Annotated in this window: 18 protein-coding genes; 10 read left to right on the top strand and 8 right to left on the bottom strand. The window is 65.5% G+C overall.

Features of this window, described 5'->3' with window-relative positions:
• The first annotated feature begins 86 nt into the window (after window positions 1-86).
• The 4 genes from purF to JG743_RS23700 all read left to right on the top strand — a co-directional run bounded on the left by purF (window position 87) and on the right by JG743_RS23700 (window position 3,428).
• Entirely contained in the window at window positions 87-1,568 is a 1,482-nt protein-coding gene (gene purF / locus JG743_RS23685; protein ID WP_202293131.1) for an amidophosphoribosyltransferase, read from the top strand.
• Between the two features lie 27 nt (window positions 1,569-1,595).
• On the top strand, window positions 1,596-2,351 hold the full coding sequence (locus tag JG743_RS23690; protein ID WP_202293132.1) for an SDR family NAD(P)-dependent oxidoreductase: 756 nt from the start codon (window positions 1,596-1,598) through the stop codon (window positions 2,349-2,351).
• A 77-nt stretch (window positions 2,352-2,428) separates the two neighbouring features.
• Window positions 2,429-3,070: a hypothetical protein gene (locus tag JG743_RS23695; RefSeq protein ID WP_202293133.1), complete on the top strand. Its 642-nt coding sequence runs from the start codon at window positions 2,429-2,431 to the stop codon at window positions 3,068-3,070.
• Between the two features lie 136 nt (window positions 3,071-3,206).
• On the top strand, window positions 3,207-3,428 hold the full coding sequence (locus tag JG743_RS23700) for a hypothetical protein (protein ID WP_126055664.1): 222 nt from the start codon (window positions 3,207-3,209) through the stop codon (window positions 3,426-3,428).
• A 47-nt stretch (window positions 3,429-3,475) separates the two neighbouring features.
• Here the strand turns inward: JG743_RS23700 and JG743_RS23705 are convergent, their stop codons facing one another.
• Entirely contained in the window at window positions 3,476-3,982 is a 507-nt protein-coding gene (locus tag JG743_RS23705; RefSeq protein WP_202293134.1) for an OsmC family protein, read from the bottom strand.
• Between the two features lie 198 nt (window positions 3,983-4,180).
• Here JG743_RS23705 and JG743_RS23710 point away from each other — a divergent pair, with 198 nt between their 5' ends.
• Complete coding sequence (locus JG743_RS23710) at window positions 4,181-5,692, top strand: S10 family peptidase (protein ID WP_202293135.1); 1,512 nt, start codon at window positions 4,181-4,183, stop codon at window positions 5,690-5,692.
• A 27-nt stretch (window positions 5,693-5,719) separates the two neighbouring features.
• Here the strand turns inward: JG743_RS23710 and JG743_RS23715 are convergent, their stop codons facing one another.
• The 3 genes from JG743_RS23715 to JG743_RS23725 all read right to left on the bottom strand — a co-directional run bounded on the left by JG743_RS23715 (window position 5,720) and on the right by JG743_RS23725 (window position 7,648).
• Window positions 5,720-5,896, bottom strand: coding sequence for a hypothetical protein (locus tag JG743_RS23715; protein WP_202293136.1), 177 nt, complete (start codon window positions 5,894-5,896; stop codon window positions 5,720-5,722).
• Window positions 5,897-6,078: 182 nt separating this feature from the next.
• Window positions 6,079-6,495: a nuclear transport factor 2 family protein gene (locus JG743_RS23720; RefSeq protein ID WP_202293137.1), complete on the bottom strand. Its 417-nt coding sequence runs from the start codon at window positions 6,493-6,495 to the stop codon at window positions 6,079-6,081.
• 727 nt (window positions 6,496-7,222) lie between these two features.
• On the bottom strand, window positions 7,223-7,648 hold the full coding sequence (locus JG743_RS23725) for a nuclear transport factor 2 family protein (protein WP_202293138.1): 426 nt from the start codon (window positions 7,646-7,648) through the stop codon (window positions 7,223-7,225).
• Window positions 7,649-7,975: 327 nt separating this feature from the next.
• Here JG743_RS23725 and JG743_RS23730 point away from each other — a divergent pair, with 327 nt between their 5' ends.
• A complete protein-coding gene (locus tag JG743_RS23730) occupies window positions 7,976-8,863 on the top strand; it encodes a DMT family transporter (protein ID WP_202293139.1) in 888 nt (295 codons plus the stop codon).
• 49 nt (window positions 8,864-8,912) lie between these two features.
• A complete protein-coding gene (locus tag JG743_RS23735; RefSeq protein WP_202293140.1) occupies window positions 8,913-9,833 on the top strand; it encodes a DMT family transporter in 921 nt (306 codons plus the stop codon).
• A 141-nt stretch (window positions 9,834-9,974) separates the two neighbouring features.
• On the opposite strand, the gene JG743_RS23740 is transcribed toward JG743_RS23735, so the two are convergent.
• On the bottom strand, window positions 9,975-10,838 hold the full coding sequence (locus tag JG743_RS23740) for a LysR substrate-binding domain-containing protein (RefSeq protein WP_202293141.1): 864 nt from the start codon (window positions 10,836-10,838) through the stop codon (window positions 9,975-9,977).
• Window positions 10,839-10,952: 114 nt separating this feature from the next.
• Here JG743_RS23740 and JG743_RS23745 point away from each other — a divergent pair, with 114 nt between their 5' ends.
• Together JG743_RS23745 and JG743_RS23750 are read left to right on the top strand one after the other, a co-directional pair.
• Window positions 10,953-11,360, top strand: coding sequence for a tautomerase family protein (locus JG743_RS23745; RefSeq protein ID WP_202293142.1), 408 nt, complete (start codon window positions 10,953-10,955; stop codon window positions 11,358-11,360).
• Window positions 11,361-11,467: 107 nt separating this feature from the next.
• Complete coding sequence (locus tag JG743_RS23750; protein WP_202293143.1) at window positions 11,468-13,690, top strand: AMP-binding protein; 2,223 nt, start codon at window positions 11,468-11,470, stop codon at window positions 13,688-13,690.
• Between the two features lie 16 nt (window positions 13,691-13,706).
• Here the strand turns inward: JG743_RS23750 and JG743_RS23755 are convergent, their stop codons facing one another.
• Together JG743_RS23755 and JG743_RS23760 are read right to left on the bottom strand one after the other, a co-directional pair.
• The gene (locus JG743_RS23755; RefSeq protein WP_202293144.1) at window positions 13,707-14,525 is read right to left on the bottom strand and encodes a CDP-alcohol phosphatidyltransferase family protein; all 819 of its coding nucleotides are present in this window, start codon (window positions 14,523-14,525) and stop codon (window positions 13,707-13,709) included.
• A 3-nt stretch (window positions 14,526-14,528) separates the two neighbouring features.
• Complete coding sequence (locus JG743_RS23760) at window positions 14,529-15,227, bottom strand: phosphatidylserine decarboxylase (protein ID WP_202293145.1); 699 nt, start codon at window positions 15,225-15,227, stop codon at window positions 14,529-14,531.
• A 238-nt stretch (window positions 15,228-15,465) separates the two neighbouring features.
• Here JG743_RS23760 and JG743_RS23765 point away from each other — a divergent pair, with 238 nt between their 5' ends.
• Window positions 15,466-16,359, top strand: a complete 894-nt coding sequence (locus JG743_RS23765) for an SMP-30/gluconolactonase/LRE family protein (protein ID WP_202293146.1) — start codon at window positions 15,466-15,468, stop codon at window positions 16,357-16,359.
• Here the strand turns inward: JG743_RS23765 and JG743_RS23770 are convergent.
• Entirely contained in the window at window positions 16,338-16,685 is a 348-nt protein-coding gene (locus JG743_RS23770; RefSeq protein WP_202293147.1) for an antibiotic biosynthesis monooxygenase, read from the bottom strand. The genes JG743_RS23765 and JG743_RS23770 overlap by 22 nt on opposite strands.
• Window positions 16,686-16,708: the final 23 nt, after the last annotated feature.

Raw genomic sequence — 16,708 nt, forward strand, 5'->3', positions numbered from 1 at the left:
TGACGATGGTGTGAACGCCGCAAGGCATGCGTTGCTTTCGACGAGCGATCGCCTTATATGGCGACTTTAGCGGAGCTTGAGCCCCCATGGCAGTTTCGAAGGCAGACGCAGGCGACGTGCTTTCCGCCGAGGCCGACGACCATTTCCACGACGAGTGCGGCGTGTTCGGCATTTTCGGCCGCCAGGATGCGGCGGCGATCGTCACGCTCGGCCTGCATGCGCTGCAGCATCGCGGCCAGGAAGCGGCCGGCATCGTCTCCTATGACGGCAGCCAGTTCCATGTCGAACGCCATGTCGGCCTGATCGGTGACACCTTCACCAAGCAGCGCGTCATCGACAGCCTGCAAGGCAACCGCGCCATCGGCCACACGCGCTACGCCACCACCGGCGGCGCCGGCCTGCGCAACATCCAGCCCTTCTTCGCCGAGCTCGCCGAAGGCGGCTTCGCGGTCGCCCACAACGGCAACCTCACCAACGCCATGACCGTGCAGCGCGCGCTACAGAAACAGGGCGCGATCTTTTCCTCCACCTCCGACACCGAGACGCTGCTGCATCTGGTCGCGACCAGCAAGGAGCGGGATCTCAATTCGCGCTTCATCGACGCTGTGCGCCAGGTCGAGGGCGCCTTCTCGCTGGTGGCGATGACCGCCAAGAAGATGATCGGCTGCCGCGATCCGCTGGGTATCCGCCCCCTGGTGCTGGGCGATCTTGACGGCGCCTGGATCCTCGCCTCCGAGACCTGCGCGCTCGATATCATCGGCGCCCGCTTCGTGCGCGACCTGAAGCCCGGCGAGATGGTCGTCATCACCTCCAAGGGCATCGAGAGCCTGTTCCCGTTCGAACCGCAGAAGACCCGCTTCTGCATCTTCGAATATGTCTATTTCGCGCGGCCGGATTCTTCGGTCGAGGGCCGCAACGTCTACGAAGTGCGCAAGCGCATCGGCGCCGAGCTGGCGCAGGAAAACCCGGTCGAGGCCGACATCGTCGTGCCGGTGCCGGATTCCGGCACGCCGGCGGCGATCGGCTTTTCCCAGGCGGCCGGCATCCCCTTCGAGCTCGGCATCATCCGCAACCACTATGTCGGCCGCACCTTCATCCAGCCCGGCGATTCGATCCGCCACATGGGCGTCAAGCTCAAGCACAACGCCAACCGCCGCATGATCGAGGGCAAGCGCGTGGTGCTGGTCGACGATTCCATCGTGCGCGGCACCACCAGCCAGAAGATCGTGCAGATGGTGCGCGACGCGGGCGCCAGGGAAGTGCACATGCGCATCGCATCGCCGCCGACCAGTGCGTCGTGCTTCTACGGCGTCGACACGCCGGAGAAGTCGAAGCTGCTCGCCTCGCGCATGTCGGTCGAGGAGATGGCCGAGTTCATCCGTGTCGATTCGCTCGGCTTCCTGTCGATCGACGGGCTCTACCGCGCCGTCGGCGAGGCGCGGCGCGACAACGACCAGCCGCAGTTCTGCGACGCCTGCTTCACCGGCCAGTATCCGACCCGGCTGCTCGACTTCGAAGGCCACGACAATGTGCGCACGCTGTCGCTGCTGGCGACCAGCGGCGCGTAGGCCGGACCACCTCACGGAAGCTCTCGCATGACCCTCGACCTTTCCGGCCGCCTGGCGGTCGTCACCGGTGCCTCGCGCGGTATCGGCTATTCCATGGCCAAGGAATTGGCAGCCGCCGGCGCGCATGTGATCGCGGTGGCCCGCACCGTCGGCGGGCTGGAAGAACTCGACGACCAGATCAAGGCCGAACACGCCAGGACCGGCAAGGGCGAGGCAACGTTGGTGCCGCTCGACCTTGCCGACATGGCGGGTATCGACCGGCTGGGCGGCGCCATCCATGAACGCTGGGGCAAGCTCGACATCCTCGTGGCGAACGCCGCCGTGCTCGGCGTCATCTCGCCGATCGGCCACGTCGAGGCCAAGACCTTCGAGAAGGTGATGACCATCAACGTCACCGCGACCTGGCGGCTGATCCGCTCGGTCGACCCGCTGCTGCGGCTTTCCGATGCCGGCCGCGCCATCATCATGTCCTCCAACGCGGCGCACTCGGCGCGCGCCTTCTGGGCGCCCTACGCAGCCTCGAAGGCGGCTGTCGAGACGATGATGCGCTCCTGGGCGCACGAGACGCAGAGCCTGCCGCTGAGGGTGAACGCCGCCGATCCCGGTGCCACCCGTACCGCCATGCGCGCGCAGGCCGTGCCCGGCGAAGACCCGGAGACGCTGCCGCATCCGTCCGAGATCGCCAGGCGCATCCTGCCGCTGGCAAGCCCGGAGCTGAAGGAAACCGGGCTTATCTTCCAGGCCAAGCACAACCGCTTCGTCGCCTACCAGCAACCGGAATAAAGCTCGGCTCAAGGCGGATTAAATACGCCTCCGGCTACGTTCTTCGAATGTAGGACATTCGAAACCGGAGGACCGCCATGCGCAAATCTATTCTCGTTGCCGCCACCGCGACTGCCGCCGCTTTTGCCGTCACGGCGGGCGCTGCGCTCTCGCAAGACGCGAAGATGAGTTTCTTCGTCACCAGTGTCGGCTCCGGCAAGGGGGCCGATCTCGGCGGGCTGAAGGGCGCCGACGCGCATTGCGCTTCGCTGGCCGAAGCCGCCGGCGTCAAGGGCAAGACCTGGCATGCCTATCTGTCGACCAGCGCCGAGGATGCGCGCGACCGCATCGGCAAGGGTCCCTGGTTCAACGCCAAGGGTGAGAAGATCGCCGACGATGTCGTTTCGCTGCACGGCGACGCCAATGCCATCAGCAAGCAGACGGCGCTCAACGAGAAGGGCGAGGTGGTCAACGGCCGCGGCGACAAGCCGAACCGGCATGACGTGCTGACCGGCTCGAAACCCGACGGCACAAAGATCGCCGACCAGACCTGTGGCGACTGGACAATGAGCGGCGCGGAGGGAGTGGCCATGATGGGCCACCACGACCGCACCGGGCTCGACGATTCGGCGGCGGCCAAGTCGTGGAATTCCTCGCATGCCTCGCGCGGCGGCTGCAGCCAGGAGGCGCTGCAGGGCACCGGCGGCGACGGCCTCTTCTACTGCTTTGCCGTCGAATGACGCCTTGGAGAGCAGGGCTGACATCACGCGGCTGTGATGTCGCGCGCATTCACCGCGCGCCGGGCGAGCTTTCACCGCTCGCCCGGAGTTGCTAGGATCGGCCGACTCTCCCACACCAACACAGTAAGGAATTCCCATGGCTGCTCCCAGCGTAGCATTGGTCTGGTATCTGGTGATCGCCGGCCCGCAGGGCGGCATGGTGGTGCTGCCCAGCACCTTCGACACCCGCGAACAGTGCACCAACGCCATCACCGAATACCAGAAGCAGCCGACCCCACAGGGCTGGGCGGTGCAGTGCGTGCCGAGCGCCTCGCCCTTCACCGACGAAGGGGATGCCGAAGAGCCCTCGGCGCAGTAGCGACGCTGAAGCTGCTGATCTCCCCCTCGTGGGGGAGATTGGCGGTTTCAGCGCCGCGCGCTGACCGTCAGTTCCGGCTTGTTGCTGATCGTCTGGAACACCACGCAATAGCGTTCGGTGAGCTTGAGCAATGAATCGATGCGCTCCTGCGGCTCGTCGGTATCGAGGTCGAAATTCAGCCGGATGGCGCGGAAGCCGACCGGCGCATCCCTGGCGACGCCCAGCGTGCCGCGAAAATCGAGGTCGCCTTCCGCCTGCACCGTAGCGGCGCCGAGTTTGAATTCCAGCGCCGTCGCCACCGCCTTCAGCGTGACGCCGGCGCAGGCGACCAGCGCTTCGAGCAGCATGTCGCCCGAGCAGAGCTCGAGCCCGGTCCCGCCGGTCGCCGGGTGCAGACCGGCGATGGCAAGCGCCCTGCCGGTCTCGACCTTGCAGGCGATCGACTGGTCGTCGATCGAGCCCCTGGCGCGAAGCGTGATCAGCGCGAGCGAGGCGTCCTCGCGATAGGCTTCCTTCAGAGGCGCCTGCATGGCCTTGAGTGCGGTCGCGTCCATTTGCGCTCCTTTCGAGTCCTTCGTGTCTTGATAGCACTGATACGCTGGCGGGACAGCGCCCCCCTCTGTCCTGCCGGACAGAGGGGGGCGCGGAGGAACTCGACTTTTGTGATGCTGAACCACTGACCTGTCCATCATCCCCTTTGACTTCGACCGCCCCGGCCATACCTATGCGGGAGTTGTTCCCGCGGAGGCATCATGCGGTTCAAGCTGAAACTCGTCCCCCTCACCCTGCTGATGCTTGCCGCTTTCGCGCAACCCGGCCTTGCCGAGACCACTCAGCGGCCGGCGCCCGCGGGCGGGGTGCTATCGCTCTTGCCGCAGCCGCAGACGACCAATCATTCGATCACCATCGCCGGGCGCAAGCTGGACTATCAGGCCAAGGCCGGCACGCTGTCGCTGCTTTCCGGCAAGGGTGATGTCACGGCCGAGATTTTCTACGTCGCCTATACGCTGCCGCCATCGGAAGGTCCGGCGAAGGCTTCCCCTCGCCCCATCACCTTCGTCTTCAACGGCGGCCCCGGCGCGGCCTCCGCCTATCTGCATCTCGGTGCGCTCGGGCCGCGCATCATCGCCACCGGATCCGACGGGGAATTCCTGCCCTCGCCGCAAACACTCATCGACAATCCGGACAGCTGGCTCGACATGACCGACCTTGTCTTCGTCGATCCGGTCGGAACCGGCTACAGCCGCGAGGCGCCTGGCCAGGACACGCACGACTTCTGGGGCGTCAACCAGGATGCCAGTTCGATCGGCGCCTTCATCCGGCTCTATCTGGCAAAGAACGGCCGCACCGGATCGCCGCTCTTCCTCGCCGGCGAAAGCTATGGCGGCTTCCGCGCAGCGCTGCTTGCCCGCACGCTGCAGGAGGATATCGGCATCAGCCCCAGCGGCATCGTGCTGATCTCGCCGGCGCTGGAATTCATGCTGGTGCAGCCGGACGAATTCGAGCCGCTGCACTGGGCGCTCGAACTGCCGTCGCTGGCGGCGGTGCGCCTCAGCAGCGAAGGCGTCAGCGGCGATGCGTTGCGGCAAAAGCTCGCCGAGGTCGAGCATTATGCGATGGGCGACTACCTCACCGCTTTGGCCAGCGGGCTGGAGCAAGGCGGAAGGTTGGCCAGCCAGCACGTGGCCGACATCACCGGGCTGCCGCTCGACCTCGTCCAGCGCAATTTCGCCCGCATCCCGACCAGCCTGTTCGCCAGGGAGTTTCAGCGCGCCAAAGGAAAGGTGCTCAGCCCCTATGACGGCATGATCGGGACAGCCGACATCGCGCCCGAGAGCGCTCGCATCGCAGGCCCCGATCCGGTGCTCGACCGCAGCGTGGCGGCGCTCACCTCGGCCTTCGTCGGCTATATCAGCGACGAGCTCAATTTCCACACCGATGTCAGCTACCGGCTGCTCAATGGCGAGGTCACCCACAATTGGGACTACGGCACCACCCGGCAAGGCTATGCCGGCGTAATGGACGATCTGCAGCGGGCGCGCTCGCTGAACCCCGCTCTCGGCGTCGTCATCGTCAACGGCTACACCGACCTGGTCACGCCGTATCTCGCCTCGCGCTATCTCGTGAACCAGGTTCCGCCGCTCGCCGATGCCAAACCCATCCGCCTCGACGTCGTGGAGGGCGGGCATATGATGTATTTCAGGCCGGACGGAAGACGCGCGCTGAAGGAGGCGGCGGCGGAACTCTACCAGGCAACGCAGTAAACGTTAGGTAGTGTCTCAGTTTGAAATCTAGTTGCTGTCGCCGGCCTTGCCGGCCATGCGGTGCAGAACGCTACTGAGGATTTGGGCGATCTCTTGCATGCCCATCCGCTTCGCCAGCGGGATTAGAATCAATAGCTCCAAAACCAGCAAGGCAAGCGGCCCGCCGAACGTCGGCATGACGGTGAAGAACACCACGTCCAGCAACTAGCGATCTCGGCGCGCCGCTCCGGCGTCATGTTGGCGGCGCGCTTCTTTCCGCCCTTGGATCCAAGTTCTTTGGCGGCGGCGCTCTTGCCGTCGTCCTGCACTTCGTCGGTTCCTCGCCGGTAGCAATGCGCATCACGCGGACGGCATTGCCGATCACATCGGCGGGGCGCTTCTGGCCTTTAGGTCCGGTCGGCACGTTCCCCTCGCTGGTCTTTCTCCGTCATTAGCTCTACCCATTGGGCGCGCCATGCGGGTGGTTCCCAAGGCTCATTGATATACAGCCGCTCCCGAAATACTCTGCCATCGCGAAACTCCATGATCCCCACCACCTTGTGCGGCTTTTCCTTGTTGTAGCGGATCGTATACTCGTTCACCCACAGATGATCGCATCCAATAATCCGGTGCATTTCGAAGGTCACATCGGCGGGGTAAGCGGTTCTGAACGCGATAATGTTTGCTTTCCCACGAAGCCGCTCGCCACTCTGGGGGAACTCAATCACGGCATCGTCCGCATAGATTTCGGACGCGCGGACCTCATCCTTGCCGGCCCACTCGAAATGATCCTCGATCAGCGCTCGCGCGGTCGCCTCGTCCATGGCGCTATCTCCCATGCTTTCCGGTAAGCATATAGGCATTCGGGCTGGATCGCGACAAGCGAGGCGTCAGATTTCAAACTGAGACACTACCAAACGTTATGTGCCCTTGCCTCGCAGGTATTCTACTTCCCATCAGCGAGCGAGCGTTGGAACTGCTCGTCGAGCCTTTGAAATTCCACAACCAGACTGTCGCAGGCAATGCGGCCTGCCTCACAGCGCAGAGACCGTTTCGCGATCCAATGGCCCTGCCCATCCCTGTTGAGGCGCCTGCATGTTACGGCTGGATAGGCGTCCTCGGTGGGCCTTGTGAAAACCCACAGCGTAAGTCCGTCATCTGAAACGAACAATTCGAAGCGGGCCGAATCCTGTGTCCGATGAAGGGCTGTGGATGCCTTCACCTGCCTGAGAAAATCATGCGAGTCAGCACCGTGGAGACCGCACATTGTCGACGGTCCTCGTGCGTCACGATGAACGGCTGCGGCCTCCCCCTGAGCGTATAAGCTGCCAGTGCTTGCAAGCAGCACTGCGCCAGTCACGAGAAATCTTCTCACCCGCACTCCCTCAGAAGGGGCTTTCTCGTAGACTACCATCCGGCGGCATCATTGCCAGCCCTGGCCTGATTTCGCGAGCCTGGGCCGAACGTGGCTTCACCTTTCAAAGCCAACCTACCCTTCCAAGTGCATAGCCCGGCGAAGCTGCCGGTCTCTGCCGCGGCGCGGTCGCGAGGTCACGAACCGGTGCCAGCCGTTGGCGGACGGCGCCCGGAGAGGGCCTCAACCGCGTCTTCGATGCCGACAAGCTGCCGCTCGACGTCTTCTAGATACAGTCGCCCGGCCACAATCTGATCGTCGACGATCTCGAACAGCGTGACCCCGCGCACCTCGAAGGGTTGCCCGTCGCCGCGGGTGCCGGACCAATGCCATTCCGTCCAGGTCGTGTCACCGTCCTGGACCGAGCGCGTGACGGTCGCGTGGAAGTCGGGTATTCCCGCGAACATGGCCTCCCAGTTGGCGCGCATCTGGTCGCGCCCGACGAAGGCTCTGCCCGGGTGCGCCGGCTGTACGCTGCGATAGTTCTCATGGATGAGCGCGGTGACAGCGTCGAGCTGATGCGCGTTCATCGCCGTCACCAGTCGATCGATCACGTCGGTCATCGAAACTCCCGGACTTATGCAGCGCACACATTGGCGCGCCTCCCAGCAGCCCACTTGCGGGTGAGCCACGCCGATCAATCCGCGAGCCCCGAAATTAGCTGATTGGGCTGTGGCCGTCCAGCATTGCAGGACGCCGGACATGGGCGGCGCCACCTCGCGGGGTGCGCCAGCGACCACTGCAAGCGCTCTGTAGGCATCGGGCGAATGCAGGACGCCAGCCTGTGCCCTAACGCAAGCCTGGAGCTGGCGTAGCGCCGCGCGGGCTGTCGCCCGTGTAGGCTGATCCTGCTGGGCCAATTTCAAGCAATATCCGCAGACCGGTGCCGCATGGCCGATGTCGCCATTCTCGATAGCCGCGAAAGGGTGCTTGCCGGCATCCTCTTGACCGGCGGCGCCTATTTCCTGTTTTCGGCGCAGGACGCGGCGATCAAGCTGCTGGTCGTCGGCATCAGCGTCTGGCAGATCATGTTCTTCCGCTCGATCACCATCCTTGCCGCCTGCGCGGCGATCGGCGGGCGGCGCCTGTTCACGGATACGGCGCGCTCGCCCATCATGCGGCCGATGCTGGTGCGCAGCGCCTTCACGCTGGCGGCCTGGCTTTGCTACTACAATGCCGCCCGAGCCCTGCAGCTCGCCGAGCTGACCACCATCTACTATGCCGCCCCGATCATCGTCACCGTGCTGTCGGTGTTCATGCTTGGCGAGAAGGTGCCGCTGCTGCGCTGGCTGGCGGTGCTGATCGGCTTTGCGGGCGTGTTCGTCGCCTGCGATCCGACCCATCTCGGCGTCTCGCTGCCGATGCTGCTTGTGCTGGCCGCCGCCTTGCTTTGGGGTATCGCCGTGGTGCTGTTGCGCAAGACGGCGATGCAGGAGCGCACGACCATCCAGCTCGTGCTCAACAATTTCTACTTCCTGCTCTTCTCGGCGGTGCCGGCGCTGATCTGGTGGCAGACGCCCGATGGCGGCCAGTTGCTGCTTCTGGCCAGCGTCGGGGCGCTCGGCGGCATGGCGCAATATCTTTTGTTCGAAGGCATGAAACGGGCGCCGGTGTCGATCGTGGCGCCGTTCGAGTACACGTCGCTGGTCTGGGCGTTCGCGCTCGGCTTCGCCATCTGGGGCGACGTGCCACGCCGCGAGGTATTCCTGGGGGCGGTGCTGATCGTCGCCGCCGGCCTGCTCATCGTCGGCAATGAGCATTTCCGCAAACGGCTTTAGGGTAGCAACTGACAGAATGATGTCAGCAGGAGGACAATAGACTGGCGGCATGACTGATTCCCTCGATCCGCCGGACACTTTCGCGCAGGGAGCGGCCAAGGCGGCTGCCGAGCGCACGCTGGGCATCATCCTGGTGTCGGCGTCGTCGGTCGTGTTCGGCCTCACCGGCGTGCTGACGAAATCGATCCATGCCGATCCGCTGACCATCACCTGCTGGCGCGGTTTCGTCGGGTCGATACTGATCGCGCTCTACGTTCTGTGGCGGCGCAGGCGCGCCAGCGGACGCGAAAGCCTGCGGCTTGGCTGGCGCGGCTGGCTGCTGGCGGTGGAAGGGGCGGCGGCCAGCATCGCCTTCATCGCCGCCTTCAAGTTCACCTATGTCGCCAATGTCGCGGTCATCTACGCGACCTCGCCCTTCATCGCCGCGTTGCTCGCCTTCCTGCTGGTGCGCGAAAAGGTCCGACTGCAGACGATGCTAGCCGCCGCCGTGTCGCTCTGCGGCGTCGGCGTCATGGTGTGGGCGGGCTTTGGCACCGGCCATCTCGTCGGTGATGGGCTGGCGCTGCTGATGACCGCCGGCAGCGCGCTCTACATGATCATGGTGCGCGCCTTCCGCGACACGCCAGTGGTGTGGGCGGGCGCGGTATCGGCCTTCCTGCTGTTCGTCTTAGGCTGGTTCGTCACCGATCCACTGGCGGTCTCGGCGCGGGATGCGCTGCTGCTTGCCACATTCGGTGGATCCTTCGCGCTGGCATCGATACTGTGGACGGAGGGTTCGCGGCTGATCCCGGCGCCCGAATCCGGCCTGCTCGGCTCCGCCGAGGTGCCGTTCGCCATCCTGTTCGCCTTCCTGTTCCTGGGCGAGATCCCGCCGGCCGCCAGCATCATCGGCGGCGCGATCGTGCTTTGCGCGGTGTTTGCCCATGCCGGGCGCGACTGGCTCGTGGCTAGACGTTCAGCCGCCAACTGAAAAATATTTTGCCGGTCACGGAACCATCATCCGACTCAGGCATTGTTGCGATGGCGGGTCACCCCCAAGTCCCCCCAAACCCCTCGACCCGCCCTACTTAAAGCCGACCCATTAGGTCGGCTTTTTCTTTGGCGCGAACGCTCAGCCCGGGATTGCCGACGGTGCAAGGCCCTCGCCGAACAACGCGGCCAGGTCCCGCGCCGGCCGGTCGGCGTCCGGGCGCAGCCGGATGGCGAATTCTGCCGTCGGAACCGGCGGCAGGCCAAGTTCGCGCGGCGCTTCGACAATGCCGGAATGGGCAAAGCGCGCCGTGCGCAAGGTAAGCGCGATGCCGGCATCGACCGCCGTACGCAAGCCGGCAAGGCTGGCGCTGCCGGCGGCGATGCGGTAGCGGCGGCCCGTAGCGTCGAGCGCCGCGAGCGCGGCTTCGCGAAAGCCGCAATGCGGATCGAGCAGCGCCAGCGGCAACTCCTCTTCGCGCGCAGCCAGCCCTCTTTGCGAGCAGAGCCACAGCATCGGCTCGCCGATCACCGCGACCTCGTCCGGCGTCGGGGCCTGGCGAATGGTGATCGCGAGATCGAGCTGGCCGGTTTGCAGCGCCTGCGCGAGCTCGGCGGAGCGGCCGACGCGCAATTCGATCCTGACGCGCGGATGGCTGACGGCGAAGGCGCGCAGCAGCTCCGGCAGGCCGCGATCGGCAAAATCCTGCGTGGTGCCGATGGCGACGCGGCCGCCGGCACGCGCGCCCTTCAGCGCCAGCCAGGCCTCGGTGTGGACGGCAAGGATGCGCCTGGCATGGCCGACCAGATCCTCGCCCGCCGGCGTCAGGGCGCGCCCGCGGCCCTGGGGAGCAAGCAGCGGCTCGCCGACGATCTCCTCCAGACGCTGCATCTGCGCCGTCACCGCCGACGGCGAGCGGCCGACGGCGGACGCCGCCTTCGCCAGCGAGCCGCCATCGACGAAAGCGAGGAAGGTCTTGAGGAGGTCGGGGTCGAGCGCCTGCATAATTCGATTGTATCGAATCTTTTCTTCAAAACAATTCGATTTTTTTGATTCGACGGTCATGACATGGTTTTTCCCAGCGGCGAGGAAGCGCCGCTCACAACGAGGAGAAAGAAAATGCCGATCATCAATGTCAGCGTCACCGGCAAGCCCGACGTCGCTTTGTCGGCCACTATCGCCAAGGAGGTGACCGAGATCACCGCCACGCATCTGCGCAAGGACCCGACCATCACCGCGGTCGCCATCAACTACATCGATGCGCAGCACTGGTTCGCCGGCGGCAAGTCGCTGGCCGAACGCGGTTCCAATACTTTCTGGCTCGACATCAAGGTGGTCGACGGCACCAACACCAAGCTCGAGCTCGAAGCCTATCTCCAGGCGATCTTCGCCGCCTTCGGCCGCCTGCTGGGCGGCGTGCATGAGGAGAGCTACGCCTTCGTGCACGAGGTTCCGGCCGCCGCCTACGGCTATGGCGGCAAGACGCAGGAGTTCCGCTTCATCAGCGGGAGGCTGAAGGCGGCGTGAGGGGCGCTTGCACACCCACATTGACCTTCCCCCCACTTCCGCTACCCTCTCCTCTCGAAGCGGCCGCCCAAGAGCCGCGACGTGGAGGACGTTGGGAGAGAGCGGCAATGATCCTGATCCTGGCGCTGCTTGCAGGCCTCGTCGTGGCCTGGCTGCTGATCGGCGTACTCGAAACGGTGCGCCTTGGCCTGCGCTTCACGCAGGCGCTGCTCTATGTACCGTTCAAGCTCGCCTACCGGATCGCCGACGAGCGAATCCGCGTCGCCCGCAATGCCAAGGCGCCGGTCATCTATGTGATCTCGCACCAGTCGCGCTTCGAGCCGGCGCTGATGCTGTCGCTGCTGCCGGACGACACGCTGCACATCCTCGACGATGCGTCGGCTCGCTCACCCTGGTTGGAGCCATGGCGCGAGCTCGGCCGCACCATCGCCTTCAACGCCGAGCATGTCTTCGTCAGCCGCCGGCTGGTCAGGGTGCTGAAGGGCAAGGGCCGGCTTGCCGTCTATCTGCCCGATGCGGTCGAGCCTGACGTCAAATCCTTTCGCCTGTTCCGCGCCATCACCCGCATCGCCATGCAGGCCGACGCCAGCATCGTGCCGATCTTCATCGCCGGCGCGCGCGACCTGCCGGTGTCGCTGACCCCGGCGGACCGGGCGCCGCGCCACTGGTTCCCGCGCCTCGCGATAAGCGTGCTGGAGCCGATGACAATTGCCGAGCTGGTGGCGCGCAACCCTGACCAGGCTTCCAACACCAACGCGCTGTTCGACCGCTTCGCGGAAGCCAGGCTCTTCGGCACCAATCTCGACCGCGGCCTGTTCCTCGCCATGCGCGACGCGGCTGATCGCGTCGGCGCCTCGCACCCGATCATCGAGGACGTCATCTCGGGCGCACTCAGCTATCGCAAGATGTTCATCGGCGCGCGCGTGCTCGGCCGTCGCATCGAGGCGGTGACGGCGCCGGGCGAAGCGGTCGGACTGCTCCTGCCCAACGCCAATGGCGTGGTGCTGTCCTTCGTCGGCCTTTTGTCCGCCGGCCGGGTGGCGGCGATGATCAACTACACGGCCGGGCCAGCAAGCGTCACCACCGCTGTCCGCACCGCCGTCATCCGAACCGTCGTCTCCTCCCGCGCCTTCATCGAGAAGGCCGGGCTCGCCGACATCGTCGAGGCGGTCGAGGCGGGCGGCGCGAAAATGCTTTGGCTGGAGGATGCACGCCAGAGCGTGACAATGCTGGACAAGCTGGCCGCCGCGCTGCTGTGGCGCTTCCCGCTGCGGCCACAGGATGCGGCAAAGCCGGCGGTGATCCTGTTTACCTCGGGCTCTGAAGGCACGCCCAAGGCGGTGGTGCTCTCACACAAGAGCCTGCTCGCCAATGCCATGCAGGCCGAGGCCCGCATCACCATTTCGCCCGCCGATATCCTGCTCAACGTGCTGCCGGTGTTCCATTCCTTCGGGCTTACCGGCGGCACAATCCTGCCGCTGGTCACCGGCGTGAAATTGTTCCTCTACCCGTCGCCTCTCCACTACAAGATCATCCCCGAGATCGCGCGCAAGGTCAGGCCGACGATCATGTTCGGCACCGACACCTTCCTTGCCAATTATGCGCGCACGGCCAAGGACGGCGACTTCTCCAGCCTGCGCTTCGTCGTCGCCGGCGCCGAGGCGGTCAAGCCGGAGACGCGCCGCGTCTATCGCGAGCGCTTCGACGCGGCGATCATCGAAGGTTTCGGGCTGACAGAGGCCGCCCCGGTCGTTGCCGTCAACACCGCCATCCATGGCCGCGACGGCACGGTTGGACGCCTCTTGCCGGCAATCCGCATGAAGCTCGAAGCCGTCGAGGGCATCGACGATGCCGGCCGGCTGTGGCTCGACGGGCCGAACATGATGATGGGCTACATGACGGCCGACCGGCCGGGCGAACTGCAGCCGCTCAATGGCTGGCACGACACCGGCGACATCGTCTCGGTCGACCGCGACGGCTTCATCACCATCCGCGGCCGCGCCAAACGCTTCGCCAAGATCGCCGGCGAGATGGTGTCGCTGGGCGCGGTCGAGATGCTGGTGCAGTCACTGTGGCCGGAAGAGCGCCACGCCGCAGTCGCGGTGCCGGACAAAAGACGCGGCGAGCGCATCGTGCTGGTGACCACGGCCGACGACGCCAGCCCGGAGGAACTGCGCGCCTTCGGCAAGAAGGCGGGCGCGGCCGAGCTGATGGTGCCCAACGACATCATCAAGGTCGAGGAGATCCCGGTGCTGGGCTCTGGCAAGACCGACTACGTCTCGACCCGCAGGCTGGCGATCGACCGGCTGGGGCTGAGCGCCGCGGCGTAGGGTGGCGGGGTCCTCGTCACCCGATATCCGAAGGCGGCACCTTCTCGCCTTCGCGCATGGCGCGCTTCGAGTAGGCGCGCACTGAAAACGGCAGGAAGACGAGATAGCCGGCGACGGAAGCCGTCAGCGTGTACCAGGGATAGGTCATCAAAAGCAGGACATAGAGCACCACGGCGAGGATCACCGGCAGCACCTTGTCGCCCGGAACCTTGATGCTCTTGCCGGAATAGACCGGCAGCCGGCTGACCAGCAGGAAGGCGACGAGCACGGTGAAGCCAGTGGCGACAAAGCCGGCGAGACGGGTCGGCTCAAGTCCCAGCCGCAGGAAATAGAGGTAGAGCGGCAGCATGACCAGCACCGCGCCGGCCGGCGCCGGCACGCCGACGAAATATTCGGTCTGCCATATCGGCCGGTCAGCCTTCTCGTCGTCAAGCACATTGAAGCGGGCGAGCCGCAAGCCGCAGGCGATGGTGAACAGCAGCGCCGCGATCCAGCCGAACGAGCCGGCCCGGTCGAGCAGGAAGGCATAGAGCACCAGCGCGGGCGCCACGCCGAAATTGACGATGTCGGCCAGCGAATCCATCTGCGCGCCGAATTTCGACGTCGCCTTCAGCATGCGCGCCAGGCGGCCGTCTATGCCGTCAAGGAAAGCGGCGAGCAGCACCATCACCACTGCCGGCTCGAAGCGGCCCTGGAAGCCGAAGCGGATGCCGGAGAGGCCGGCGCAGATGGCAAGCACGGTGACCAGATTGGGCAGCACCATGCGCATCGGGATTTCACGGATGCGCGGACCGCCGCTGGCATGCGCCTCGAATTTTTTGAAGGGCGCGCCCACGGCTCAGGAAATCCTGACCAGCGGCGTCGCCGCCGCGCCGCCGAATTCGGCAAGCACGGTCTCGCCGCCGACCGCCGTCTGGCCGACGGCGACGCGCGGCACCGCATTCAGCGGTAGGAAGACGTCGACGCGCGAGCCGAAACGGATCAGGCCGAAACGCTCACCGATGGCGATCGAGCCGCCGGCCTCTGCCCAGCAGACGATGCGCCGCGCCACCAGGCCAGCGATCTGCACGGCGGCGACGGTGCCGTTGGGGCTGTCGATGACCAGCCCGTTGCGCTCGTTCTCCGAACTTGCCTTGTCGAGCTCGGCGTTGAGGAATTTGCCGGGCCGATGCTCGATCTTCGTGATGCGGCCGCGCACCGGGGCGCGGTTCACATGGCAGGAAAAGACGTTCATGAACACCGAGATGCGGGTCATCTCGCCACTGCCCAGGCCAAGCTCGCGCGGCGGCACGGCCGGCCCGACCGCCGAGATGACGCCATCGGCGGGGCTGACCACCAGCCGGTCGTCGACCGGCGTGACGCGCTCGGGATCACGGAAGAAATAGACGCACCAGGCGGTCAGGATCAGACCGATCCAGAACAGGATCGAGGAGAAATAGCCCAGGAAAAGCGTGCCCGCGCCAAAGGCGGCAATGAACGGATAGCCCTCGCGATGGATCGGAACGAGCGTATTCTTGATCGTATCGACGATGCTCATGGGCTGGGGGCGGTCCCTGTTTCAGGTCCGGCCTCAATAGCGGAAAGCCCCCCTCGCCGCAACGCAACATTGGGAGAGGAAGGGGCGACAGGTGGCTCCCCTTTGTGCTGGTGGGACAGCAGGGGCGCGAAGTGATGCAACGGCTCCGGTTTCTGGCAAACGATTTTTCCGTGCCGGCTGTCGGAAACCGGTCCGCTCGCGCGTCCTTGGCGAGACGGTCAAACCATGGAGCCAGCCGATGCCATCGCCGAAATCCGCAACCAAGGCCGCCAGGGTCATCACAGAAGGCCTCGCCTTCGGCGAGTCGCCGCGTTGGCGTGAGGGGCGGCTTTGGCTCTGCAACTGGGGCACCGGCGAGATCGTCGCCATCGATGCCCAAGGCAACAGCCAGATCATGCTCACAATACCGGCCACCTTGCCCTATTCGATCGACTGGCTGCCGGACGGACGCCTGCTGGTGGTTTCGGGCCGTGAAGGCCTGCTACTGCGGCAGGAGCGGGACGGGACGCTCGTCACCCATGCCGACCTCAGGCTGCTGTCGAAGAGCCCCTGGAACGAGATCGTCGTCGACGAGCGCGGCAATGCCTATGTCAATGGCGGCGGACCGGCGCCGGCGCCGGGCGAGCATTTCGGGCCAGGCACCATCGTGCTGATCCAGCCAGACGGCACGATCCGCCAGGTGGCCGAAGACATCGCCTTCGCCAACGGCATGGCGGTCACACCCGACAACAGGACGCTGATCGTGGCGGAGTCGCACGCCAACCGGCTGACCGCCTTCGACATCGCCGAAGACGGCAGCCTTGCCAACCGCCGTGTCTGGGCCGACCTCGGCGACGATTATCCCGATGGCATCTGCATCGATGCCGAGGGCTGCATCTGGTATGCCGACGTGCCCAACCGGCATTGCGTGCGGGTGCGCGAAGGCGGCGCGAAAATCGACAGGGTCGAGGCCGATCGCGGCTGCTTTGCCTGCATGCTCGGCGGGCCGGACGGCAGGACGCTCTACATCGCCGCCGCCGAATGGCGCGGCTTCGAGCATATGGTCAGCGACGCCCGCACCGGCCAGGTGCTCAGCGTCGAAGCGCCGGCACCTGGCGTTGGCTATCCTTCCTATAGTTCGGGCAAGCGCTGATAGTTGGCGATATCGGCGCGGACACCGAGCCGGGCGATCGTCTCCTGCGGATTGAAGGCGACGCGTTCATGCGCTGCCTTGACGATCGGCACCACTTTGTCGACCGCCGCCTGGTTTTCCCATTCGACGATGGTCACGAGGTTGAATTCGCCAGGCCCCGAGAACTGCTCGAGCAGGAAATCCTGCACAAAGCCGTCCTGCCGGCGCAGCAGTTCATGAGTCGCCTTGACCTTGCCGATGATCTCCTCGCGGGCCGCCGCCGGCACGACGAACTTGTCGACCCGGAACACGCTGTCCTTGCCATGCTGTTGATTTGTCTTGCTCATTTCGATCCGTCTCCGTGTTGGAC

It is taken from the genome of Mesorhizobium sp. 131-2-1, from assembly GCF_016756535.1.
Classification (GTDB): Bacteria; Pseudomonadota; Alphaproteobacteria; order Rhizobiales; family Rhizobiaceae; genus Mesorhizobium.